General features: G+C 62.9%; 19 protein-coding genes. 8 read left to right on the top strand and 11 right to left on the bottom strand.

Going from position 1 to position 22,107, the window contains the following annotated elements:
• Positions 1-51: 51 nt before the first annotated feature.
• The 4 genes from ACF8SD_RS13665 to ttgA all read right to left on the bottom strand — a co-directional run bounded on the left by ACF8SD_RS13665 (position 52) and on the right by ttgA (position 7,268).
• Positions 52-1,308 carry an OprD family porin gene (locus ACF8SD_RS13665; RefSeq protein WP_392483551.1) on the bottom strand — a complete coding sequence of 419 codons (1,257 nt, stop codon included), beginning with the start codon at positions 1,306-1,308 and terminating at the stop codon, positions 52-54.
• A 198-nt stretch (positions 1,309-1,506) separates the two neighbouring features.
• A complete protein-coding gene (locus ACF8SD_RS13660; protein ID WP_392483549.1) occupies positions 1,507-2,961 on the bottom strand; it encodes an AdeC/AdeK/OprM family multidrug efflux complex outer membrane factor in 1,455 nt (484 codons plus the stop codon).
• Positions 2,958-6,110: a multidrug efflux RND transporter permease subunit TtgB gene (gene ttgB, locus ACF8SD_RS13655; protein WP_173890915.1), complete on the bottom strand. Its 3,153-nt coding sequence runs from the start codon at positions 6,108-6,110 to the stop codon at positions 2,958-2,960. Before ttgB ends, ACF8SD_RS13660 begins: the two co-directional genes overlap by 4 nt.
• Positions 6,111-6,113: 3 nt before the next feature.
• Entirely contained in the window at positions 6,114-7,268 is a 1,155-nt protein-coding gene (gene ttgA, locus ACF8SD_RS13650; protein ID WP_009685610.1) for a toluene efflux RND transporter periplasmic adaptor subunit TtgA, read from the bottom strand.
• 258 nt (positions 7,269-7,526) lie between these two features.
• On the opposite strand from ttgA, the gene ttgR reads away from it, so the two are divergent.
• Entirely contained in the window at positions 7,527-8,159 is a 633-nt protein-coding gene (gene ttgR / locus ACF8SD_RS13645) for an efflux transport transcriptional regulator TtgR (RefSeq protein ID WP_054912197.1), read from the top strand.
• 105 nt (positions 8,160-8,264) lie between these two features.
• Here ttgR and ACF8SD_RS13640 read toward each other — a convergent pair whose 3' ends face one another.
• Positions 8,265-9,716, bottom strand: coding sequence for an MDR family MFS transporter (locus ACF8SD_RS13640; protein WP_173890914.1), 1,452 nt, complete (start codon positions 9,714-9,716; stop codon positions 8,265-8,267).
• 438 nt (positions 9,717-10,154) lie between these two features.
• Here ACF8SD_RS13640 and ACF8SD_RS13635 point away from each other — a divergent pair, with 438 nt between their 5' ends.
• A complete protein-coding gene (locus ACF8SD_RS13635; RefSeq protein ID WP_173890913.1) occupies positions 10,155-11,024 on the top strand; it encodes an oxaloacetate decarboxylase in 870 nt (289 codons plus the stop codon).
• A gap of 268 nt (positions 11,025-11,292) precedes the next feature.
• Here the strand turns inward: ACF8SD_RS13635 and ACF8SD_RS13630 are convergent, their stop codons facing one another.
• Positions 11,293-12,207 (bottom strand): LysR family transcriptional regulator, encoded by a 915-nt coding sequence (locus ACF8SD_RS13630; protein WP_173890911.1) that lies wholly within the window; start codon positions 12,205-12,207, stop codon positions 11,293-11,295.
• A 103-nt stretch (positions 12,208-12,310) separates the two neighbouring features.
• On the opposite strand from ACF8SD_RS13630, the gene ACF8SD_RS13625 reads away from it, so the two are divergent.
• Both ACF8SD_RS13625 and ACF8SD_RS13620 read left to right on the top strand, forming a co-directional pair.
• A complete protein-coding gene (locus ACF8SD_RS13625; RefSeq protein WP_173890910.1) occupies positions 12,311-13,186 on the top strand; it encodes an MBL fold metallo-hydrolase in 876 nt (291 codons plus the stop codon).
• 27 nt (positions 13,187-13,213) lie between these two features.
• Positions 13,214-13,828 carry an NAD(P)-dependent oxidoreductase gene (locus tag ACF8SD_RS13620; protein WP_392483548.1) on the top strand — a complete coding sequence of 205 codons (615 nt, stop codon included), beginning with the start codon at positions 13,214-13,216 and terminating at the stop codon, positions 13,826-13,828.
• 98 nt (positions 13,829-13,926) lie between these two features.
• On the opposite strand, the gene ACF8SD_RS13615 is transcribed toward ACF8SD_RS13620, so the two are convergent.
• Positions 13,927-14,802, bottom strand: a complete 876-nt coding sequence (locus ACF8SD_RS13615; protein ID WP_173890908.1) for a LysR substrate-binding domain-containing protein — start codon at positions 14,800-14,802, stop codon at positions 13,927-13,929.
• Positions 14,803-14,916: 114 nt separating this feature from the next.
• Between ACF8SD_RS13615 and ACF8SD_RS13610 the strand changes: the two genes are divergently transcribed.
• Entirely contained in the window at positions 14,917-16,554 is a 1,638-nt protein-coding gene (locus ACF8SD_RS13610) for a 5-guanidino-2-oxopentanoate decarboxylase (RefSeq protein ID WP_392483547.1), read from the top strand.
• Positions 16,555-16,727: 173 nt separating this feature from the next.
• On the opposite strand, the gene ACF8SD_RS13605 is transcribed toward ACF8SD_RS13610, so the two are convergent.
• Positions 16,728-17,648 (bottom strand): AraC family transcriptional regulator, encoded by a 921-nt coding sequence (locus ACF8SD_RS13605; protein WP_173890906.1) that lies wholly within the window; start codon positions 17,646-17,648, stop codon positions 16,728-16,730.
• A gap of 201 nt (positions 17,649-17,849) precedes the next feature.
• Between ACF8SD_RS13605 and ACF8SD_RS13600 the strand changes: the two genes are divergently transcribed.
• Together ACF8SD_RS13600 and ACF8SD_RS13595 are read left to right on the top strand one after the other, a co-directional pair.
• Positions 17,850-18,143, top strand: a complete 294-nt coding sequence (locus ACF8SD_RS13600; RefSeq protein ID WP_173890905.1) for a putative quinol monooxygenase — start codon at positions 17,850-17,852, stop codon at positions 18,141-18,143.
• 84 nt (positions 18,144-18,227) lie between these two features.
• A complete protein-coding gene (locus ACF8SD_RS13595; RefSeq protein ID WP_173890904.1) occupies positions 18,228-18,461 on the top strand; it encodes a hypothetical protein in 234 nt (77 codons plus the stop codon).
• Here ACF8SD_RS13595 and ACF8SD_RS13590 read toward each other — a convergent pair whose 3' ends face one another.
• Together ACF8SD_RS13590 and ACF8SD_RS13585 are read right to left on the bottom strand one after the other, a co-directional pair.
• Entirely contained in the window at positions 18,462-19,067 is a 606-nt protein-coding gene (locus tag ACF8SD_RS13590; protein ID WP_009683089.1) for a flavin reductase family protein, read from the bottom strand.
• A 117-nt stretch (positions 19,068-19,184) separates the two neighbouring features.
• Positions 19,185-19,511, bottom strand: coding sequence for a hypothetical protein (locus tag ACF8SD_RS13585; protein WP_173890903.1), 327 nt, complete (start codon positions 19,509-19,511; stop codon positions 19,185-19,187).
• 340 nt (positions 19,512-19,851) lie between these two features.
• Between ACF8SD_RS13585 and ACF8SD_RS13580 the strand changes: the two genes are divergently transcribed.
• Positions 19,852-20,604: a hypothetical protein gene (locus ACF8SD_RS13580; RefSeq protein WP_173890902.1), complete on the top strand. Its 753-nt coding sequence runs from the start codon at positions 19,852-19,854 to the stop codon at positions 20,602-20,604.
• 166 nt (positions 20,605-20,770) lie between these two features.
• Here ACF8SD_RS13580 and ACF8SD_RS13575 read toward each other — a convergent pair whose 3' ends face one another.
• Positions 20,771-22,090, bottom strand: a complete 1,320-nt coding sequence (locus ACF8SD_RS13575; protein ID WP_173890901.1) for an MFS transporter — start codon at positions 22,088-22,090, stop codon at positions 20,771-20,773.
• Positions 22,091-22,107 lie beyond the last annotated feature (17 nt).

The raw sequence follows: 22,107 nt of genomic DNA, 5'->3' as shown, positions 1-22,107 counted from the left end.
GGGACGCCCCGCGGGCTTATCCAGCGGGGCCATGGCGCACATTGGCAGGGCTTACAGCAGGTTCAGCGGGTAGCTCACGATCAGCCGGTTCTCGTCGAAGGCGTTGGTGCTGAAGTCACGGCGCATGGTGGAGTTGCGCCATTTCACCGACAGGTCCTTGAAACTGCCCGATTGGATCACGTAGGCCAACTCGGTCTCCCGGGCCCATTCCTTGCCATCATCGACATTGCCGACGGTCACGTTCTCACCCTTGATATAGCGGTTCATCAGGGTCAGGCCGGGAACGCCAACGGTGGCGAAGTTGAAGTCATGGCGCACCTGCCAGGAGCGTTCCTTGGCATTGTCGAAGCTGGAGTTGTAGCTGTCGTTGGCCAGGGTCCCGCCGCTGGTGCCGTTGACCCGCATCCAGGCGTTGTCGCCGCTGACCTTTTGCAGGCCCACGTAGAACGTATGGCCCTGGTAACGCGCCGAGAGCAACGCCGAGGCGGTATGGTTGTCCAGTTTGCCGGCACGCTCGGCGCCGTCTTCCTTGCCGATGAAGTAGCCCAGGTTGGCGCCCAGGGTCCAGTCGCCCAGCGGCTGGCTGTGGGTCAGGTTCAGGTACTGTTGGTGGTAGATGTCCTTGAGCTGGGCATCCCACAGGCCAATCATGGTGCGTTTGTCGTTGAAGGTGTATTCGCCGCCACCGAAGTTGAAGCGGTCGGAGGTGAACGCGCCTTTGCCGTTCATCGACATGTCTTCCATGCTGGCGTCGTTGCGCGGGCTGTTGCCGCGGAACTGGCCTGCGTACAGGGTCAGGCCGGCGATTTCCCTGGAGGTCAGCTGGCCGCCGCGGAAGGTTTGCGGCAGCGAACGGCCGTCGTCCGAACGCAGGATCGGCAGCACCGGCATCCATTCCCCGACCTTCAGTTCGGTTTCGGAAAGCTTGGCCTTCAACGCCACACCCAGGCGGCCGAAATCATCGGCTGGGCGGCCGTCGTCGTGCACGGGTAGCAGGTGGGTGTTGGTGGTGCCTTTGCCACCGTCGAGCTTGACCGAATACAAGCCCAGCACGTCCACGCCGAAACCGATGGTGCCTTGGGTGAAGCCGGAGCGGGCATCCAGAATGAAGCTCTGCGTCCATTCTTCGGCCTTGCCCTGTGGGTTGGCCGGGTCAACGAAGTTACGGTTGATGTAGAAGTTGCGCAGGTTGAGGGTGGCCTTGGCGTCTTCCAGGAAACCACCTTGGTCGGCAGCGAAGACGGGGAGGGCGCAGGACATGGCCAACAGGCCGGGCAGCAGCTGGCGTGCGGTTTGCGAAGTGCTCATCTGTCGTGGATCTCTTGTTTTTATGGGGCGTTGCGTGGGGGGATGGTGCGGCGTGAGGCGGGGGTGAGGCAATTCGTCGCAAACGGAAGGGGGCGATAATCGAACGGAATGTTCCAGTTGGTTAATTACTGACACATTTTGCAGCAGCCATGAAAAAGGCCCACCGCCAGGGTGGGCCTTGTGCTGTACCGAGCCAGGTCAGCCTTTGGGCGTATCCACCGCTGCTTGCTGGTTGGCCTGGCCAGTGCGCTCGTACCAGCCGCCACCCAGTGCCTTGTACAGATTGACCTCGCTGGTCAGCTGCGACAGGCGATCGCCGATCAGCGCCTGCTGGGCACTGAACAGGTTGCGCTGGGCATCGAGGAAGGTCAGGTTGCTGTCGATACCGATACGGTAGCGGCGCTCGGCCAGGCGATAGTAGTCCTGGTTGGCTTGCACCAGGTCGCGTTGGGCCTGCAATTGCTCTTCGAAGGTCTTGCGCGCTGCCAGGCCATCGGAGACTTCCTGGAAGGCCGTCTGGATGGTCTTTTCGTACTTGGCGACGTTGATGTCCTTCTGGATTTTCGAGTAGTCCAGGCTGGCTTTCAGGCTGCCGGCGTTGAAGATCGGCAGGTTGATCTGCGGCTGGAACAGCCAGGTGCCCTGGCCGCCTGAGAACAGGTGGCCCATGTCGGGGCTCAGGCTGCCGGCGTTGGCCGTCAGGCTGATGCTTGGGAAGAACGCTGCGCGGGCGGCGCCGATATTGGCGTTGGCGGCCTTGAGCAGGTGCTCGGCTTCCTGGATGTCCGGGCGGCGCTGGAGAATGTCGGACGGCAAGCCGGCCGGCACCTCCGCCAATTGATCGGCGTCGAGCTCCAGCGGCTTGGGCAGGTTGGCAGGAATGCCGGTGCCCAGCAGCACGGTCAGGCTGTTGACGTCCTGGGCGACCAGGCGCTGGTACTGCGAATACTTGACCCGGGCGCCTTCCACGGCGGTGCGCGCCTGGCTCAAGTCCAGTGCCGAGGCCACGCCCACTTCATTGCTGCGACGGGTGAGGTTGTAGCTTTCCTCGTAGGTCTTCAGCGTTTCTTCGGTCAGCTTGAACAGCGCCTGGTCGGCCTGCCAGGTGTAGTAGGCGTTGGCCACGCTGGCCACCAGGGCAATCTGCGTGGACCGCCGTGCCTGTTCGCTGGACAGGTAGGTTTCCAGAGCTTGCTCGGTCAGGCTGCGTACCCGGCCGAACAGGTCCAGTTCATAGGCGCTGACACCCAGCGTGGCCGAGTATTGGCTGGTGATGCTGGACTCACCGGTTTGCGACATGTTCGCCGGTACCCGCTGGCGGCTACCGCTGGCGGTGGCGGAAACCGCCGGGAACAGGTCGGCCCGCTGAATGCGGTACTGCGCGCGGTAGGCGTCGAGGTTCAGCGCGGCAACACGCAGGTCGCGGTTGTTGACCAGCGAAGTCTGGATCAGCTGCTGCAGTGCCGGGTCACGGAAGAACTGACGCCAGCCCTGTTCGGCAGCGGCGACGTCTGCCGACTGCGTGGGCGAATATGCAGGGCCTTGCGGCCACTGCGCAGCCACCGGCGATTCCGGGGTCTGGTAGTCAGGGATCAGCGAGCAGCCGCCCAGAATGAAAGCGGTTACCGCCAGGGACAACAAAGACTTGGTCATTGCCCAGCCTCATAACGTGGAGTTTCAGGGGTGGCGTCTTTTTCCGGCTTTTTGCTGCCGAACAGCGACGACACTGCGACGAAGAATAGCGGTACCCAGAAGATTGCCAGCACGGTCGCGCTGATCATGCCGCCGATCACGCCGGTGCCGATGGCGTGCTGGCTGCCGGCGCCCGCGCCGCTGGCGATGGTCAACGGTACCACGCCAAGGATGAATGCCAGCGAGGTCATGATGATCGGGCGCAGACGCATGCGGCAGGCTTCGATCGCGGCGTCGTACAGGCTGCGACCCTGCTCGTGCAGCTCCTTGGCGAACTCGACGATCAGAATGGCGTTTTTCGCCGCCAGGCCGATGGTGGTCAACAGGCCGACCAGGAAGTACACGTCGTTGGACAGGCCGCGCAGGCTGGTGGCGATCAGTGCACCGATGATACCCAGCGGTACCACCAGCACCACGGCGATCGGAATCGACCAGCTTTCATACAGCGCTGCCAGGCACAGGAACACGAACAGTACCGAGAGGGCGAACAGTGCCGGCATCTGCGAGCCGGAGAGTTTTTCCTCGTAGGACATGCCGGTCCAGGAGAAGCCCACACCGCTAGGCAGTTCGCCGGCAATGCGCTCGACCTCGGCCATGGCTTCACCGGTGCTGTAGCCAGGCGCCGGGGCACCGAGAATCTCCATGGCCTCCACACCGTTGTAACGCGACAGTTTGGGCGAACCGTAGCTCCACTCACCCTTGGCGAAGGAGGAGAACGGCACCATCTCGCCAGCGCCATTGCGCACGTACCACTTCTGCAGGTCTTCAGGGCTCATCCGCGCGTTGGCTTCGCCCTGGATGTACACCTTCTTGACCCGGCCACGGTCGATGAAGTCGTTGACGTAGCTGGCACCCAAAGCGATGGACAGGGTGTTGTTGATGTCGGCAATGGTCACGCCCAGGGCGCTGGCACGCTCGTCATCGATGGTCAGCTGGTACTGCGGCTCGTCGTTCAGGCCATTGGGGCGTACGCCACTGAGCACTTTGCTCTGCGACGCCTTGGCCAGGAACTCGTTGCGCGCTTCCATCAGCTTGGCATGGCCGACACCGCCGCGGTCCTGCAGGAACACGTCGAAACCGGTGGCGTTACCCAGTTCCAGCACCGCGGGTGGGGCAAACGCGAACACCATGGCATCGCGGAAGGTGAAGAAGTGCTGCTGGGCGCGTTGGGCCAGGGCGAACACGCTGTTTTCCTGGGACCGTTCACCCCATGGCTTGAGCATGATGAACGCCATGCCCGAGCTTTGGCCACGGCCGGCGAAGTTGAAGCCGTTGACGGTGAATACCGACGACACGGTGTCGGCTTCATCCTTGAGCAGGTATTCACGCATCTGGTCGACCACCACCTGGGTGCGCTCGGCACTGGAGCCGGCCGGGGTCTGCACCTGGGCGAACAGCACGCCCTGGTCTTCCTCGGGCAGGAACGCAGTAGGGATGCGGGCGAACAGCCAGATCATGCCAACCACGATCAGTGCATAGGCCAGCAGGAACGGCACCTTGTTGCGCAGGATGGCACCCACGCTGCGCTCGTAGCCGTTGACGCTGCGGTCGAAGTTGCGGTTGAACCAGCCGAAGAAGCCACCTTTGGCGGTGTGGTGCTCGCCCTTTTTCAGCGGCTTGAGCATGGTCGCGCACAGGGCAGGGGTGAAGATCAGCGCCACCAGCACCGACAGCCCCATGGCCGAAACGATGGTGATGGAGAACTGCCGGTAGATTACGCCGGTGGAGCCACTGAAGAACGCCATGGGCAGCAGAACCGCCGACAGCACCAAGGCGATACCCACCAGGGCCCCCTGAATCTGCTCCATGGAGCGCTTGGTCGCCTCTTTGGGCGGCAGGCCGTCTTCGGACATGACCCGCTCGACGTTCTCCACCACGACGATGGCGTCGTCCACCAGCAAGCCGATGGCCAGCACCATGGCGAACATGGTCAGGGTGTTGATGCTGAAACCTGCAGCGGCAAGGATGCCGAAGGTACCCAGCAATACCACCGGCACGGTCATGGTAGTGATGATGGTGGCGCGGAAGTTCTGCAGGAACAGGTACATCACCAGGAACACCAGCACCACGGCTTCGATCAGCGTATGGATTACGCCACTGATCGACTCGGTGACCACCGGCGTGGTGTCATACGGGAATACCGCTTTCACCCCAGGCGGGAAGAAGGGTTCCAGGTCGCTGATGGTCTGGCGCAGCGCCTTGGCCGTGTCCAGAGCGTTGGCCCCGGTTGCCAGCTTCACGGCCAGACCGGAGGCCGGCTTGCCGTTGAACTGGGCGCTGATGGCATAGTTTTCACCGCCCAGGCCAACCTCGGCGACATCCCCCAGGCGCACCTGAGAACCGTCGTTGTTGACCTTGAGCAGGATCTTCTCGAACTGCTCGGCGGTCTGCAGGCGGGTCTTGCCGATGATGGTCGCGTTCAGCTGGGTACCCGGCACGGCCGGCAGGCCGCCAAGCTGGCCGGAGGACACCTGCACGTTCTGCGCAGCCACGGCGTTCTTGACGTCGACCGGGGTCAGCTGAAACTTGTTCAGCTTGGCCGGGTCGAGCCAGATGCGCATGGCGTACTGTGCACCGAACACCTGGAAGTCGCCCACGCCAGCAGTACGCGAGATCGGGTCCTGCATGTTGGAGACGATGTAGTTGGCCAAGTCGTCCTTGGTCATGCTGCCGTCTTCGGACACCAGGCCGATCACCATCAGGAAGTTTTTCACTGCCTTGGTAACACGGATACCTTGCTGCTGCACTTCCTGCGGCAGCAGCGGGGTGGCCAGGTTCAGCTTGTTCTGCACCTGCACCTGCGCGGTGTCAGGGTTGGTGCCTTGCTCGAAGGTGGCGGTAATGGTCATGCTGCCGTCGGAGTTGCTTTCCGACGACACATAACGCAGGTTGTCGATACCGTTGAGCTGCTGCTCGATCACCTGGACCACGGTGTCCTGCACGGTCTGCGCCGAAGCGCCCGGGTAGGTCACGGCGATGGCGATGGCCGGCGGCGCGATGCTGGGGTACTGGTTGATCGGCAGCTTCAGGATCGACAAGGCCCCGACCAGCATGATCACCAAGGCGATCACCCAGGCGAAGATCGGGCGATCGATAAAGAACTTCGACATGGTTTACTCCGCTTTGGCGTCTGCTTTCGCCGCGTTGGCCTGATCAGGGCTGCCCGGCTTCTTGACGTTGGTGGCTTCGCTGACCTTGACCTCGACGCCAGGGCGCACGTACTGCAGGCCTTCGGTGATCAGGCGGTCACCCGGGTTGAGGCCTTCTTCGATCAGCCAGTCGCTGCCCAGGGTTCGGTTGGCCTTGAGCTGACGCAGTTCGACCTTGTTGTCCTTGTTCACCACCAGCGCGGTTGGCGCACCTTTCAGGTCGCGGGTAACGCCCTGTTGCGGGGCCAGAATGGCGTTGGCGTTGACCCCGGCCTTCAACCGCGCATGCACGAACATACCGGGCAGCAGGGTGTGGTCAGGGTTGGGGAACAGCGCACGCAGGGTCACCGAGCCAGTGGTCTCGTCGACCGCGACTTCCGAGAACTCCAGGCGGCCTTCCTGCTTGAACAGGCTGCCGTCCTCGAGCACCAGCTGCACCGAGGCGGCGTTGTCGCCAGCCTTCTGCAACTGGCCGCTTTCCAAGTCGCGGCGCAGCTTGAGCAGCTCGGCAGTGGACTGGGTAACGTCGACGTAGATCGGGTCGAGTTGCTGGATGGTGGCCATGGCGTTGGTCTGGCCGTTGTTCACCAGCGCACCTTCGGTGACCGCTGAGCGGCCGATACGCCCGCTGATCGGGGCCAGCACCTTGGTGTAGCGCAGGTCGATCTGTGCACTTTTCAGCGATGCTTCTGCCTGCAACCGTTTGGCATTGGCGTCGTCGTATTCCTGCTTCGACACGGCCTGCTCGTCGATCAGTTGCTTGTAACGCTCGGCCAGCGAGCGGGTAGCTTGCAGGTTGGCCTGGGCATTACCCAGCGCTGCCTCGTACACGGCAGGGTCGATCTGGTACAGCTGCTGGCCTTCCTTGACGTCACTGCCTTCCTTGAACAGGCGCTTGAGAATGATGCCATTGACCTGCGGGCGCACTTCGGCAATGCGGTAGGCACTGGTGCGCCCCGGCAATTCCGAGGTCAGGGTGAAAGGTTGAGGCTGGATGGTTACGACGCCGACCTGAGGAGCCTGCGCCGCTGGCGCTGCTTCTTCTTTCTTACAGCCACTGAGCAGTGTTGCCAGGGCGACGGCGGAAACCAGAGCGGTAACGGCTGGCTTGAATTGCATGAGGATCCTCGGGTCGCAGGAGCAGGTAGACGCTCAAGAATAATGGAAGAGTCGAGATCTGGAGAAATTTGCTATCCGGTAGATAAATAGCTTGCTAAGGAATATACTTACATTCATGGTTGTTTGTAAATACCGCTTGGTTGTACCCAGGTACCGCCACAGCCCGTGATAGCCCCGCCGCGAGGCGCCCTGCAGAGGTGCCCGCGAAATGTTCCCCCGTGCGCAGCGCGCGTTCGGGCCCGATGAGGTTGTACTGCCATGGTCCGTCGAACCAAAGAGGAAGCCCAGGAAACCCGCGCCCAGATCATCGAGGCAGCGGAAAAGGCCTTCTACAAGCGCGGGGTTGCGCGAACCACGCTGGCCGACATCGCCGAGTTGGCGGGGGTGACCCGCGGGGCGATCTACTGGCACTTCAACAACAAGGCCGAGCTGGTGCAGGCGTTGCTCGACAGCCTGCATGAAACCCATGACCATTTGGCGCGCGCGAGCGAAAGCGAGGACGAAGTCGACCCGCTGGGCTGCATGCGCAAACTGCTGTTGCAGGTGTTCAACGAGCTGGTGCTCGATGCCCGAACCCGGCGTATCAATGAGATCCTGCATCACAAGTGCGAGTTCACCGATGACATGTGTGAGATTCGCCAGCAGCGCCAGGCCGCAGTGCTGGATTGCCACAGGGGCATTACCCTGGCCCTGGCCAATGCCGTGCGCCGGGGCCAGTTGCCGGGCGAGCTGGATGTCGAGCGCGCGGCGGTGGCCCTGTTTGCCTATGTCGATGGCCTGATCGGGCGCTGGCTGTTGTTGCCGGACAGCATTGACCTGTTGGCGGATGTCGACAAATGGGTCGACACCGGGCTGGATATGCTGCGCTTGAGCCCGGCGCTGCGCAAATGACTCTTTGTTAAGGATTGTGAGGGAGTGTTTGCGCTTTGTATTAAGGGACGATTAATGCGTTGCGCTCCCTCAGCCAGGCACCGTGCCTGCACCGTGCCCAGGTGCTCAACGGCCGCGCAGTTGCCGGTCCGGTAACGCCACCGCCGCGATCAGCCCGAGCACCGCGACCAGCGCGCTGCCCAGCAACAGCTGGCGGAATGTCTGCAGCAACCGCCCTTGGGTGGCCACGTCCACCTCGCCCGCCTTCAAGCTCCCCAGCAACGGGTTACCGAGCAATTCAAAACCGCCCTGATGCAGCAGTGCCAGCAACAGGCTGGACATGCATGCCACGCCCATGGCCCCGCCCAGCGAGCGGAACAGGTTGGTGGTGCTGGTGGCGACGCCGATGTCCTGGCTGGCCACCGCGCTTTGCGTGGCTACCAGCGAGGTAGGGAACTGCAGGCCACAGGCTATCCCGGTCAGCAGCATGAACAGTGCGCTGGGCAACGCCGACTGCGGCGAGGTCAAGGCCATGCCGACGATGGCCAGCGGCATCAGTAAAGCCCCGGCAAGGATCTGCGGTTTGTAGCGCCCGGTGAGGCTGGTCATGCGCCCACCGGTGAACGCCCCCATGGGCAGCCCCATCACCAGCGGCAGCAGGTGCAGGGCGGCGCTGTCGGCACCGGCACCGGTGATGCCTTGATAACGCAAGGGCATGAGCATGGTCAGGGAAATGGACTGGAAGCTGGCAAAGAAGATCACCCCCCAACACAGCACGGCTACCCGATTGGCGAACAGGCCAAGTGGCAGCAACGGTTCCGCGCAGCGGCTTTCGTGGGCAATGAACAAGCCCAGGCCCAGCACGGCGCAGGCGAACAATGCCAGCACGGCCGAGTTGCCCCAGCCATGGCCCTGGCCGACCAGGGTAATGCCCAGCAGCAGGCTGCCCAGGCCGAGAATCAACAATACAGCGCCAAGGTAGTCGACCTGGGCCTGGCGGTGTTGTACCGGCATGCCCGCCAAGGCTCGGTGAATCGACCACAAGGCCAGCAGCCCCAGCGGCAGGTTGATCCAGAAAACGCCGCGCCACGACAAGTATTCGGTCAACCAACCGCCCAGCACGGGCCCGGCGACACTGGCCACGGCATACATGCTGCTGAAGTAGCCCTGATAACGGCCACGCTCGCGGGGCGGCACGAAGTCACCGATGATCGCCTGGCTGACCGAGACCATGCCGCCTGCGCCGATGCCTTGCAGTACCCGGGCCAGCACCAGTTGCTGCATGTCCTGGGCCAGCGCGCAGGCGATCGAGGCCAGGGTGAACAGGCTGATGCCGGTCAGGATCATGCGACGTCGGCCGTACAGGTCGCCCAGTTTGCCGTAGATGGGCACGGCGATGGTCATGGCGACCATGTAGCCGGAAATGACCCAGGCCAGCAGGCCGACGTCGTTGAACTGGGCCGAAATGGCAGGCAGCGAGACGGCGACAATGGTCTGGTCGAGGGCGCCGAGAAAGATCGCCAGCATCAGCGCGGTGAGCACGTTGCGCAGGGTGGTGTGGGGCAGGGCGGCTGTCACGGGGGTACCTTGGTTGTCGGTTTTTGCATCTTCCCGGGCATGCCCGCTCCCATAGGTGAAGATCAGGCTCGAGCATGAGCCGTATCTGTGGGAGCGGGCGTGCTCGCGAACAGGCCCTCGAATTGTAACCTGAGTTAGGTAGCTTCCTATGTACTAACTGCATCCCCTATGCCGAATCGGCATTGGCGTATTCATCCAGCGCAGCATGGCCGCGTGATATCGTTGGTATGCCACAGAGGCCGAACGCCGCGGCTTGCACCAGCTTGGTGCAACATTATGCCGCAGGTTTCATGGGCCGCTGTCTCCCACACCTTTTATTCCTCTGCCTGCATGCCGAGCATGACCGCCCACATGGCGACGGTTGGAACAGGTCAGGTAGACCCGATTGCAGGGGTCGGTAGTTACCGTTCAAAATTTGCACATAATTGCGGAGTGATCATGCCCAAGGCTTCCCATCAAGATCTGCGTTTTGCCTTCCGCGAGCTGCTCGCTTCAGGTTCCTGTTACCACACCGCCTCGGTGTTCGATCCGATGTCGGCACGCATTGCGGCTGACCTGGGGTTCGAGGTCGGTATCCTCGGCGGCTCGGTCGCCTCGTTGCAGGTGCTGGCTGCGCCGGACTTTGCGCTGATCACCCTCAGTGAGTTCGTCGAGCAGGCCACCCGGATTGGCCGCGTGGCGCAGTTGCCGGTGCTGGCCGACGCCGACCATGGCTATGGCAACGCACTGAACGTGATGCGCACGGTGATCGAGCTGGAGCGCGCCGGGGTGGCTGCCCTGACCATCGAGGACACCCTGCTGCCAGCCCAGTTCGGGCGCAAGTCCACCGACCTGATCCCGGTTGATGAGGGCGTTGGCAAGATCCGGGCGGCATTGGAGGCACGGGTCGATTCGTCGTTGTCGATCATCGCCCGCACCAATGCTGGCGTGCTCAGCACCGAAGAAATCATCGTGCGTACCCAGAGCTACCAGAAGGCTGGTGCCGATGGCATTTGCATGGTGGGCGTAAAGGACTTCGAGCAGCTCGAAAAGATCGCCGAGCACCTGACCGTGCCACTGATGCTGGTCACCTATGGCAACCCGAACCTGCATGACGACGAGCACCTGGCGCGCCTGGGCGTGCGCATTGCCGTCGATGGCCACGCGGCTTACTTTGCTGCAATCAAAGCCACCTACGACTGCTTGCGGCTGCAGCGCGGCAAGCAGAACAAGTCGGACAACCTCAGTGCCACCGAACTCTCGCACACCTACACTCAGCCCGAGGACTACATCCGCTGGGCCAAGGAGTACATGAGCGTCGAGGAGTGACCGGCAGGGCGCCGTCAACTCAACGGACGGCGCTCAAGGTGGCAGTGTGAGGCACGCAGTGTGCCTGCTCGCAGCTGGCGGCAGTGCTGGGCTGGCTGCGTAGCAGTTCGGCGCGCCAGCAGGCCGAGCCGTACAGTGCTGCTACTGCGCTCAAGGCCATGACAAGGGCGACTCTTCTTGATTTGATGCCCATGGTGTTCACCTCCTGGTACAGCGATAGGTGATACCAAGGAGCATAGTCCATGCAGGCTGGCCGGCGATGAGGCCATCATGCCCATGACAGATCGCGGTCCCACTCTGGCTCGTCCTTGAACCGCTCCACCAGAAAATCCAGCATGCTGCGCAAGGTGGCCGGCATGTGCTTGCGCGAGGTGTACACCGCATTCAGGTTCAGCTCGCGCGGCTTGGCATGTGCCAGCAGCCGTACCAGTTCACCTTTGCGCAGGGCGTCGGCGGCCTGGTAGGTCGGCAACATGGCAATGCCGGCCCCAGCCAGTGCCGCCTTCTGCAAGGTCATTGCCTCATTGGCGCTGATGTTGCCGGCCACCGGCACGCTGACCTGCTGGCCGGCCACGTCGAAGTGCCACAGGCTATGGCCGAAGTAGGCATGGGTCAGGCAGTTGTGCCGGCTCAGTTCCTCGACCTGTTGCGGGGTGCCATGCTCGTGCAGATAGGCGGGTGCCGCACAGACCACCGACCGGCACACGCTCAGGCGCCTGGCAATCAGGTTGGGATCCAGGTCGTTGCTGGTGCGGATGGCCAGGTCGATGCGCTCGTCTACCAGGTTGACGGTGCGGTCGAGCATCTGCAGTTCAACCTTCACACCGGGGTAACGCTGCACATAAGCCGCGATGGCATCCACCAGTTGGGCCTGGCCGAACGAGGTGCTGACGCTGATGCGCAATGCCCCCTTGGGGGCATCGTCCGGTTGTTGTACTGCGGCCTGCAGGTCACCTGCCAGGTCCAGCAATTGCCGGCAACGGGGCAGGGTTTCCTGGCCGGCAGCGGTCAGGCTGAGCTTGCGGGTGGTGCGCTGCATCAGGCGTGCCCCTACCCAGGCCTCCAGCTCGGCCAGGTAACGCGACACAACCGGACGCGACAGTTGCAGGTGATCTGCCGCCGCTGACTGGCTGCCCAGGTCGACAACGGTGACAAAGACGCGCATGGCGCTCAGACGGTCCATGACTTGCTCGCTTTCAGAAACAAACTATGTCCAAGCATCGCATTTTTTGTTACGGATTGGGCAACTAAGCTGTGGGTCATCGATCTAGCGGAAGGCTTACCCAATGTCCCTGTTCACCCCACTGCGTGGCCTGTTGCTGGCCTGCGTCACCCTCGCTGGTCCGGCCATGGCCGCCGAGCCTTTGCACCTGGAAGTCTACAACCCCGGCCGCGACGCTATTTTCCCGGTGAGCTCGGTAATCATCAGTGGCGAGCACGATGCGGTGCTGGTTGATGCCCAGTTCGGCAAGGCCCAGGCCGAGCAACTGGTGCAACGCCTGCGGGCGGGTGGCAAGCACCTGACCAGCATCTACATCAGCCATGGTGACCCGGATTACTACTTTGGCCTGGCTACCGTGACCCAGGCGTTCCCCGACGCCAAGGTGCTGGCTTCGGCTGCCACCGTTGCGCACATTCGCCAGACCATGCAAGCCAAGCTGGCCTACTGGGGACCGCAGATGGGCGCCGACAAACCGGCGCGGCTGGTGCTGCCTCAGGTGCTCGAAGGCGGCCGCCTGACCCTGGAGGGGCAAGCCCTGGAAGTGGTCGGCCTGGACGGCCCCCAGCCTGACCGCAGTTTCGTCTGGATCCCTTCGATCAAGGCCGTGGTCGGCGGTGTCGTGGTAGCCGAGCACATTCATGTGTGGATGGCGGATACGCAAACGCCCAAGTCCCACGCCGACTGGCTGAGCACGCTGGCGCGCATCGAAGCGCTGGCGCCGCGCACGGTCGTCCCGGGCCACTACCTGGGCGATAGCAGCCGTTCGTTGGAGGCCGTGCATTTCACGGCCAACTACATTCGCGATTTCGACAGCGAGGCCGCCAAGGCGAAAGATGCCGGCGCGCTGATCAAGGCGATGAAGCACCGTTACCCAGGCCTGGCTGATGAAAGCTCGCTGGAGCTGGGGGCCAAGGTCGCCAAGGGCGAAATGAAGTGGTAATTCCGTTCAATTGAGGGAGCGTATGACATGAGCAAGATTGCAATCATCGGCGCCACCGGTCGTGCTGGCAGCCAGTTGCTGGAAGAGGCCCTGCGCCGTGGCCATAACGTGGTCGCGATTGCCCGCGACCCGTCGCAGTTGCAGGGGCGTGAAGGGGTGACCGTCAAGGCGCTGGATGCCAAGGACAGCACAGCCCTGCAAGCAGCAGTGGCGGGTGTGGACGCGGTACTGAGTGCTGCGCATTTCTCCACCATCGAGCCGCAGGCGATCATCGAGCCGGTCCAGCGTGCCGGGGTCAAACGCCTGCTGGTGGTTGGCGGTGCCGCCAGCCTGTTGCTGCCGTCGGGGCAGCGGGTGATCGACAGCCCTGATTTCCCGGAGGCCTACAAGGCCGAGGCCACGGGCGGTGTGCGTTTTCTGCAGGCGTTGCAGGGCGAGCCGGACCTGGACTGGACCTTCCTCTCACCCTCGGCGGAGTTTGTTGAAGGCGAGCGTAGCGGGCACTACACGTTGGGCAAGGACCATCTGCTGATCGGTGCGGATGGCAAGAGCTGGATCACCTTTGCCGACTATGCGATTGCCATGCTGGATGAGCTGGAGAAACCGCAGCATTCGCGGCAGCGGTTCACGGTCGGGTATTGAGTCGCCTGCTTCGCGGGCTCGCCCGCTCCCACAGGTAGTGCACAGGTTTCAAATTATGTGCGCTACCCGTGGGAGCGGGCGAGCCCGCGAAGAGGCCTTCACAGGCTGGCCTGGCCCTCCAGCCAGTCCAGCAGCTCCAGCAACCCCGCCGGCAGGTTCCTGGCGTGGCTCACCAGGTAGTAGCCCTTACCGGTCAGCACCTTCAGCGCAAACGGCATGCAAAGCCGCCCGCTACGCAAGTCATCGCCAATCAGCGACCAATCACCGATAGCCACGCCTGTCCCCTGCGACGCCATGGCCATGGCCATGTCCAGCGTTTCGAAGTGCTGCTTCGGCCCCTGCGCGGTCAGCGTTACCCCAGCCGCCTGCAGCCATAACCGCCAATCATGCTCATCCCGCGAAGGGTGCAGCAACATGTGCCGCGCCAGGTCTTCAACCCGCTGCAAGGGCAGCGGCCCCTCACGCAAAGACGGTGCGCATACCGGCGTCAGTTGCTCATCGAACAGCTTGCGCACCTGCAGCCCGTGGTTCGGTGCCTCGCCATAGACCACCGCTGCATCGAAGCCCTCGCGGCGCAAATCCACGCCATGCTGAACGGTCGTGGTCAGTTCCACCGGTACATCCGGGCGCAGTGCCTGCCACTCCATCAGGCGCGGTAGCAGCCAGCGCATCACGCACGTGGGGGCCTTCAACTGCAGGGTCGTGCTGTGCGCGCCCACTTCACGCACCCCTTGCTCGATCAGCGCAAACACCTGTTGCACCCGTGGCAACCAATCCTGGCCTTCACGGGTCAGGCTCAAGCCGCGGGCCTGGCGCTGGAACAGCGCATAACCCAAGTGCTGCTCCAAGGCGGCGATCTGGCGGCTGACGGCGCCCTGGGTGATGTGCAACTGCTGCCCCGCGCGGGTGAAATTGCAGCACTGGGCGGTGATCAGGAAGGTATGCAAGGCGGGTAGGGGCGGGAGGCGTTTCATCGCAATAAGCCATGATTTCAGAACATGGCTAGTATGTGTTTTTTTGCATTGTGGCGGTAGCCGTAGCTTGGGTCCAATAAGCGCATAACCCAACAAGATTGATGGTGGACCCCGATGGCAACCTGCGGCGAAGTGCTGGTCAAACTCCTTGAAGGCTATAGCGTGGACCATGTCTTCGGCATCCCCGGCGTGCATACCGTGGAGCTTTACCGAGGCCTGGCGGGCTCGTCCATTCGCCATATCACCCCGCGCCACGAGCAGGGTGCCGGGTTCATGGCTGACGGCTATGCGCGCACCCGTGGCAAACCCGGGGTGTGCTTCATCATTACCGGCCCGGGCATGACCAACATCACGACCGCCATGGGCCAGGCCTATGCCGATTCGATTCCGATGCTGGTGATCTCCAGCGTGCAGTCGCGTGACCAGCTGGGCGGTGGCCGCGGCAAGCTGCACGAATTGCCTAACCAGGCGGCGCTGGTGGCGGGTGTCGCAGCGTTTTCGCACACCCTGATGAATGCTGCCGACCTGCCACAGGTATTGGCGCGGGCCTTCGCGGTATTCGACAGCGCCCGGCCGCGCCCGGTGCATATCGAGATCCCGCTGGACGTGCTGGTTCAGCCCGCCGACCAACTGTTGCCGGGCCGCCCGGTACGGGGTAACCGGGCAGGGGCTGCACCGCAGGCCGTGGCGCAGATGGCTGAACGCCTGGCCAGCGCACGGCGGCCGTTGATCCTGGCCGGTGGCGGTGCCTTGGCAGCAGGTGCTGCGCTGGCCCGCCTGGCCGAGCACCTGCAGGCACCGGTAGCCCTGACCATCAATGCCAAGGGCTTGCTGCCATCCAGCCACCCGCTGCAGATTGGCTCGACCCAGTCGCTACCGGCTACGCGGGCGCTGGTGGCCGAGGCCGACGTGGTGCTGGCGGTCGGTACCGAACTGGCCGAAACCGATTATGACGTGACCTTCAAAGGCGGTTTCGACATCCCGGGCAGCCTGCTGCGCATCGACATCGATCCGGACCAGACCGTGCGCAACTACCTGCCGGAACTGGCACTGGTGGCCGACGCCGAACTGGCTGCCGAAGCGCTGCTGGCGGCCTTGCAGGCGCAGCCGCAGTTGGTACACGACAGCACTTGGGGGCGGGCTCGCGTGACCAGCCTGCGGGACGCCTTGGCAACCGGCTGGGACCAGCCGACCCTGAGCCAGACACGCTTGTTGACGGCCATCGTGCAGCGCCTGCCCGGTGTTGTGCTGGTGGGCGATTCTACCCAGCCGGTCTACACCGGCAACCTGACCTTGGACATGGATCAGCCGCGCCGCTGGTTCAACGCCTCGACGGGGTACGGCACCCTGGGCTATGCCTTGCCGGCGGCCATGGGCGCCTGGTTGGGCAGTGCCGAGCACGCCATTGAGCGGGCGCCAGTGGTGTGCCTGATTGGCGATGGCGGCCTGCAGTTCACGTTGCCGGAGTTGGCCAGTGCCGTGGAGGCGCAGGTGCCGCTGATCGTGCTGCTGTGGAATAACCAGGGCTACGAAGAGATCAAGAAGTACATGCTCAACCGGGCGATCGAGCCGGTCGGGGTGGATATCCATACCCCGGACTTCATCGGCGTGGCGCGGGCGTTGGGGGCCACAGCGCAGAGCGTGGCGGATGTGGCGCAGTTGCAGGCGGCGCTGGGGCAGGCGGTGGAGCGCAAGGGGCCGACGTTGATCCAGGTAGACCAGCACCAGTGGCAGGGCACGGTTGTCGGTTGAACCTTGAGGCTTGGGTGGCTGGCGCCGGTCCCATCGCTGGCAAGCCAGCTCCCACAAGATCACCATAGACCATGGGACTTGCGCATACCTTGTGGCAACCACCTGTCAGCCCTGATGCAATCCCTGTGGGAGCTGGCTTGCCGGCGATGGGGCCGGTACAGCCACCCTGAACTTCAGCCAGCATTGGCCCGCAACCGAGCCACATCCCGAATGGGCGGCGCGCCATACAGCCGGCTGTACTCGCGGCTGAACTGCGACGGGCTTTCATAGCCCACCCGGTAGGCCGCCACCGCCGCCTCGAGCCCGTCGTTGAGCATCAACCGCCGTGCCTCCTGCAGGCGCAGTTGCTTCTGGTACTGCAACGGGCTCATCGACGTCACCGCCTTGAAGCGGTGGTGCAAGGTCGAGGTGCTGAGGTTGACCTCACGGGCCAGGTCTTCGATACGCAGTGGCTGTTGGTAGTGGTTGTTGAGCCAGGCGATGGCCTGGCAAACCCGGTGGGTTTGGCTGTTCGCCAAGGCGATTTCGTACAGCCGATAACCCTGCGGCCCACGCAACAGGCGGTAGAGGATCTCACGGCGGACCAGCGGCGCCAGCATGGGGATGTCGCGTGGGCTATCCAGCAGGCGCAGCAACCGCAACAGGGCGTCGAGCAACGCCGCATCGGTTTTATCCACGTACAGGCCACGGCCCGATGGCTTGTTGGGCACCAGCATTGGGCCACTTTCGGCGATCAGTTGGCTGATCTCGGCCGGGTCCAAGTCCATGCGCAGGCCCAGGCTGGGGTTATCGGGGCTGGCATCGAGCCGCACGCCGCTCAACGGCAGGGTGACCGAAACCACCATGTAGTGCAGTGGATCGTAGGCATACTGCTCGTCACCCAGAAACAGGCTTTTGCTGCCTTGTGCAAGGATGCACAAGGCCGGTTGCGCCAGGGTGGGGACCGAGCGCACATTTTCGGTGTAGCGCACCAGGTACAGATCCGCGATGGCCGACGCCGGGCCGTGGGGCTCGCCGGCGTGGCGGGTAATCAGCTCGGCCAGCTCCAGGCGCTGCAGTTCCAGGGTCGGGTCGGTGGGCGTGGCGATGGTCATGATGCTTTCCTCTGCTGACGGTCGCAGCATAGGTTTGGGCAACGGCCGACGCTAGTCGAAAGCTGCACGTCGCTTGCCTGATCCTGCCGCGCCGCAGGATCAGGCAAGCGGCGAGCAGTAATGGCCTAACGGGTCGCGCGGGCGAACTCCTAACCTTGGCAGCCTGGCTTTTTCGTCCGCTTGCTTCAAGGAGATTGTGCAATGGCCCTAAAACAACCGGTCACCCATCTTGCGTTCATTCGTGCCAGCAGCGGGCGCTCGGCGGAGCTTGGCGCGCGCCTGCGTGACCTGCTTGAGCCGTCGCTGCGTGCGCCGGGTTGCCTGAGCTTCAGCGTACAGCGTTCGCAGGCCGACGCTGACCTGTGGCTGCTCAGCGGCAGTTGGCAGGACCAACAGGCGATGAGTGGCTATTTTGCGTCGCCCACGCTGGAGGTGTTCGGTGAGCTGGTGCAGGCCCAGGTGGTCAGCAGCCTGGACTTGCATACATTCGGCTGATGGCATGGCCCCCTCCCACAGGGCGCGCGCTGGCTGGGGTTTGGGTTAACATGCCGGGCCACGATCAAGCAGGCAGAGAGCAACATGGCACGTAGGGAATTCGCGCAGTTCGAAGCGGTGTCGGCGATGGTGCCGGTGGAAGGTGGTGGCTACCACGCGGCCATCGCAGTCAAAGCCCTGGGTATGGGCGGCGCGCCGCGTTTTCACAAGGTGCTCGACGGCCAGGTGTTCAAGGGCGCCGTGGCCGCCGACGAAGCGGCCACGGCCGAACTGCAGCGCCTGCAAGGCGTTAGCGCTGAGGGTGAGCTGGTCTGGTGATCAGGCGGGCGGGCGGGCCATCTTGAACAGGTTGCCCAGCTCGAAATAGTCCGCCGGGCCACCACCGCGCAAGATAGGTTCGGCTGCCGCGGTATCGTAGATGCCGTTCTTCAGCAGGTGGTCGGCAATGTGCACGGCCACCACTTCCCCAAGAATCAGCCAGCTGGGCACCAGCGCCTGGTCGGCCCGCTTGAGCTGGACTATCTGGCTGACCTTGCACTCGAAAGCGACTGGGGTTTCGCCCACGCGCGGCACCTTGACCAGGCTTGAGGGTGTGGCCGTGAGGCCGCTCAACTCGAATTCACTGACCTCAGCAGCCACCGGCGCACAGCTCTGGTTCATCTGCTCGGCCAGCGATCGGGTGGCCAGGTTCCAGACGAATTCACCGGTCTGCTCGATATTGTTCAGGCTGTCTTTGCGCCCGACACTGCAGAAACCGATGATCGGCGGGATGTAGTTGAAGGCATTGAAGAAGCTGTAGGGCGCCAGGTTCAAGCGTCCCTCGCGGTCTTGCGAAGAGATCCAGCCGATAGGACGTGGACCGACGATGGCGTTGAAGGGGTCGTGGGGCAGGCCGTGGCCTTTGGCGGGTTCGTAGTAATACATGGTGCTGGGCATGCTGGCCCTACCTCCTGGTAGACAAGAAGCCTAGTGTGCCAAGCCTTTGCTTGCCTGCAAATGATCAAGCCCGGCAAAAGCCGGGCTGGGCGCTCGCAGCAGGGATCAGCTGATGCGGTTGGCGTGGGTGCGGTCGAAACCGTCTTCGGCGAAGCGTTGGCCGCCAGTGCGGTCGAAGCCGTCTTCAGCGAAGCGTTGGCTACCGGTGCGGTCGAAACCGTCTTCAGCGAAACGTTGGCCGCCGGTGCGATCGAAGCCGTCTTCAGCGAAGCGTTGGCCGCCGGTGCGATCGAAGCCGTCTTCAGCGTAGCTGGCCGACTGGGTCTGGGCTGCGGCAAAGGTGTGGGCATTGGTCCGGTCGAAACCATCTTCGGCAAAGGCGCCAGTGGCGAAAACCGAAAGGGCCAGGGTGAGGATCAGTTTGTTTTTCATGGTCATTGCTCCAGGGGTTTGTGGGTTGTTTGTTTCTATGACTTGAATTTTACGCCTAATATGCTGATTAAAAAGCGCAAAAATACGCGCTAAATAATCGTATTATTAGATGTATCAGGGCGCTGTTACCGTCGCACAGGCCGTTGCCCGGCCGGACGCGGGTGAGCGCGGACACCTTTCATCAGCCAGCCCTCGCATACTGAAGGGTGGCAATTAATAGGGCGTTAAGAAGAAAACTCGGGGCAGGGCACCGATGAACGTTTTTTTCATCGCTCGCCAACCTATTTTTCAGGCCATGCTCAGCACCATCGCCGCACTTATGAACTGGAGCGGCACAGCAATGAACAAACTTCCGCAAATCACCCTGGCCTTCTGGGTCATGAAGATCTGCGCTACCACCCTGGGGGAAACGGCAGGTGACCTGCTGTCGATGACCCTGAATATCGGTTACGCACTGAGTTCGCTGCTGTTGATCAGCGTGTTCCTGCTAACCCTGCTCGGCCAGTTGTACGCGCGCCGCTACCACCCGATGCTGTATTGGCTGGTGATCCTCTCCACCAGCACCGCCGGCACCACGATGTCCGACTTTATGGACCGTACCCTGGGCCTGGGCTATGCCACCGGTTCGGCCCTGCTGATCGGCATCCTGCTGCTGACCTTCCTGGCCTGGCGCCTGAGCGGCAACCCACTGGATGTCACCCGTATCAAGAACCGCAGCGCCGAGCTGTTCTACTGGGTGGCGATCCTGTTCTCCAATACCTTGGGTACCGCTCTAGGCGACTACCTGGCCGATGATTCGGGGCTAGGCTTCGCAGGCGGTGCGTTGTTGATTGGTAGCGCTATAGCCCTGGTAGTGGTGGCCCGCTACTGGACCCGCATCCCCGGCGTGGTGCTGTTCTGGGTTGCATTTGTGCTCACCCGTCCATTTGGCGCGACCTTGGGCGACTTCCTGACCAAACCTCATGCGAGGGGCGGGCTGGACTTCGGCACGGTCGGTTCATCGGCCGTGCTGGGGGGCGTGCTGCTGGTACTGGTACTGATGGCCAGCTGGTACCAGCGTCGTGAACCGCGTCAGGCGCTGGAAATGTCCTGAATGTTGATGCGGTAACGGGTCAATGCTTTCACGCTTGCCCAGTAAACGGTCTTTCATACCCATCCCATGAGCCGAATAGCTCAGCTAATCGGCTCATGGGGCACTAGGGGGCATAAAAAAAAGGCGCCCTGCACGTTGGGCGCCCTTGCATAACGGCCTTACCGGGTCACTCGGTGGTGATACGTGAGTGCTGTTTGGTGTCCTTCATCGTCGCGTACACCAGCAGCGAGCAGGCGATACAGGCAGTGACGTACCAATAGAAGCCGCTTTCCATGCCCGCGCTCTTGAACCACAGCGCCACGTACTCGGCGGTGCCGCCGAAGATCGAAACGGTCAGTGCGTAGGGCAGACCCACGCCAAGGGCGCGGATTTCGGTCGGGAACAGTTCAGCTTTGACCACCGCGTTGATCGAGGTGTAGCCACTGACGATGATCAGCGCTGCCATGATCAGGAAGAACGCCCCCCACCAGGTCTGGATGGTATGCAGGGTGCTGAGGATCGGCACGGTGAACAGGGTGCCCAGCACACCGAAGGCGATCAGGATCGGGCGCCGGCCGATCTTGTCGGACAGGCCACCGATCACAGGCTGCAGGCACATGAACAGGAACAACGTGGCGGCCGAGATCGTGGTCGAGTCGCTGATGCTCATGCCCACGGTATTGACCAGGTACTTCTGCATGTAGGTGGTGTAGGTGTAGAAGGCCAGGGTACCGCCCATGGTCAGGCCAACCACGGTCATCAGTTCCTTGGGGTGGCGCAACAGGGTGCGCATCAGGCTTTCCTTGGCTTTTTCCTTCTTGGTGAACGAGGCGGTTTCTTCCATGCCACGGCGCAGGTACAGCGCGACCACGGCGCACAGCGCACCGATCACGAAGGGTACGCGCCAGCCCCAGGCATACAGTTGCTCGGTGGTCAGGGTCTGTTGCAGGACGATCAGCACTGCCAGGGCGATGAGCTGGCCGGAGATGAGGGTCACGTACTGGAAGCTGGAGAAGAAGCCGCGGCGGTCCTTGCTGGCCATTTCGCTGAGGTAGGTTGCCGAGGTGCCGTATTCGCCACCCACCGACAGGCCCTGCATCAGGCGGGCGATGACCAGCAGGACCGGTGCCGCGAAGCCGATGGTTTCATAGCCAGGCGTCAGGGCGATGACCAGCGAGCCGGCGCACATCAGCAGTACCGAGGCCATCAGCGCGGCCTTGCGGCCTTTGCGGTCGGCGTAAAGGCCCATCAGCCAGCCGCCGATCGGGCGCATCAAAAAGCCAACGGCGAAAATCGCGGCGGTGTTGAGCAGTTGTGCAGTGGAGTCGCCGGCCGGGAAGAAGGCCTTGGCGAAATACAGCGAGAATGCGGCGTAGACGTACCAGTCGTACCATTCGACCATGTTGCCGATGGACCCGCTGAAGATCGACTTCAGGCGGCTGGCGGTAGTTTTTTCTGCGGCAGGCGCAGCGGCCGCCCCAGCGGGCAGGGAGGTGGTGTTATCCATCAGGGATACCTTCTCGT

Source organism: Pseudomonas sp. CJQ_9, assembly GCF_043106615.1.
GTDB classification, from domain to species: domain Bacteria; phylum Pseudomonadota; class Gammaproteobacteria; order Pseudomonadales; family Pseudomonadaceae; genus Aquipseudomonas; species Aquipseudomonas juntendi.
This window is presented reverse-complemented; position numbering and strand designations above follow the sequence as displayed.

Excerpts from the sequence above, each read along its gene's own strand:
- ACF8SD_RS13665 (WP_392483551.1), bottom strand. The coding sequence starts at position 1,308 with ATGAGCACTTCGCAAACCGCACGCCAGCTGCTGCCCGGCCTGTTGGCC.
- ACF8SD_RS13660 (WP_392483549.1), bottom strand. The coding sequence starts at position 2,961 with ATGACCAAGTCTTTGTTGTCCCTGGCGGTAACCGCTTTCATTCTGGGC.
- ttgB (WP_173890915.1), bottom strand. The coding sequence starts at position 6,110 with ATGTCGAAGTTCTTTATCGATCGCCCGATCTTCGCCTGGGTGATCGCC.
- ttgA (WP_009685610.1), bottom strand. The coding sequence starts at position 7,268 with ATGCAATTCAAGCCAGCCGTTACCGCTCTGGTTTCCGCCGTCGCCCTG.
- ttgR (WP_054912197.1), top strand. The coding sequence starts at position 7,527 with ATGGTCCGTCGAACCAAAGAGGAAGCCCAGGAAACCCGCGCCCAGATC.
- ACF8SD_RS13635 (WP_173890913.1), top strand. The coding sequence starts at position 10,155 with ATGCCCAAGGCTTCCCATCAAGATCTGCGTTTTGCCTTCCGCGAGCTG.
- ACF8SD_RS13630 (WP_173890911.1), bottom strand. The coding sequence starts at position 12,207 with ATGGACCGTCTGAGCGCCATGCGCGTCTTTGTCACCGTTGTCGACCTG.
- ACF8SD_RS13625 (WP_173890910.1), top strand. The coding sequence starts at position 12,311 with ATGTCCCTGTTCACCCCACTGCGTGGCCTGTTGCTGGCCTGCGTCACC.
- ACF8SD_RS13620 (WP_392483548.1), top strand. The coding sequence starts at position 13,214 with ATGAGCAAGATTGCAATCATCGGCGCCACCGGTCGTGCTGGCAGCCAG.
- ACF8SD_RS13615 (WP_173890908.1), bottom strand. The coding sequence starts at position 14,802 with ATGAAACGCCTCCCGCCCCTACCCGCCTTGCATACCTTCCTGATCACC.
- ACF8SD_RS13610 (WP_392483547.1), top strand. The coding sequence starts at position 14,917 with ATGGCAACCTGCGGCGAAGTGCTGGTCAAACTCCTTGAAGGCTATAGC.
- ACF8SD_RS13605 (WP_173890906.1), bottom strand. The coding sequence starts at position 17,648 with ATGACCATCGCCACGCCCACCGACCCGACCCTGGAACTGCAGCGCCTG.
- ACF8SD_RS13600 (WP_173890905.1), top strand. The coding sequence starts at position 17,850 with ATGGCCCTAAAACAACCGGTCACCCATCTTGCGTTCATTCGTGCCAGC.
- ACF8SD_RS13595 (WP_173890904.1), top strand. The coding sequence starts at position 18,228 with ATGGCACGTAGGGAATTCGCGCAGTTCGAAGCGGTGTCGGCGATGGTG.
- ACF8SD_RS13590 (WP_009683089.1), bottom strand. The coding sequence starts at position 19,067 with ATGTATTACTACGAACCCGCCAAAGGCCACGGCCTGCCCCACGACCCC.
- ACF8SD_RS13585 (WP_173890903.1), bottom strand. The coding sequence starts at position 19,511 with ATGAAAAACAAACTGATCCTCACCCTGGCCCTTTCGGTTTTCGCCACT.
- ACF8SD_RS13580 (WP_173890902.1), top strand. The coding sequence starts at position 19,852 with ATGAACAAACTTCCGCAAATCACCCTGGCCTTCTGGGTCATGAAGATC.
- ACF8SD_RS13575 (WP_173890901.1), bottom strand. The coding sequence starts at position 22,090 with ATGGATAACACCACCTCCCTGCCCGCTGGGGCGGCCGCTGCGCCTGCC.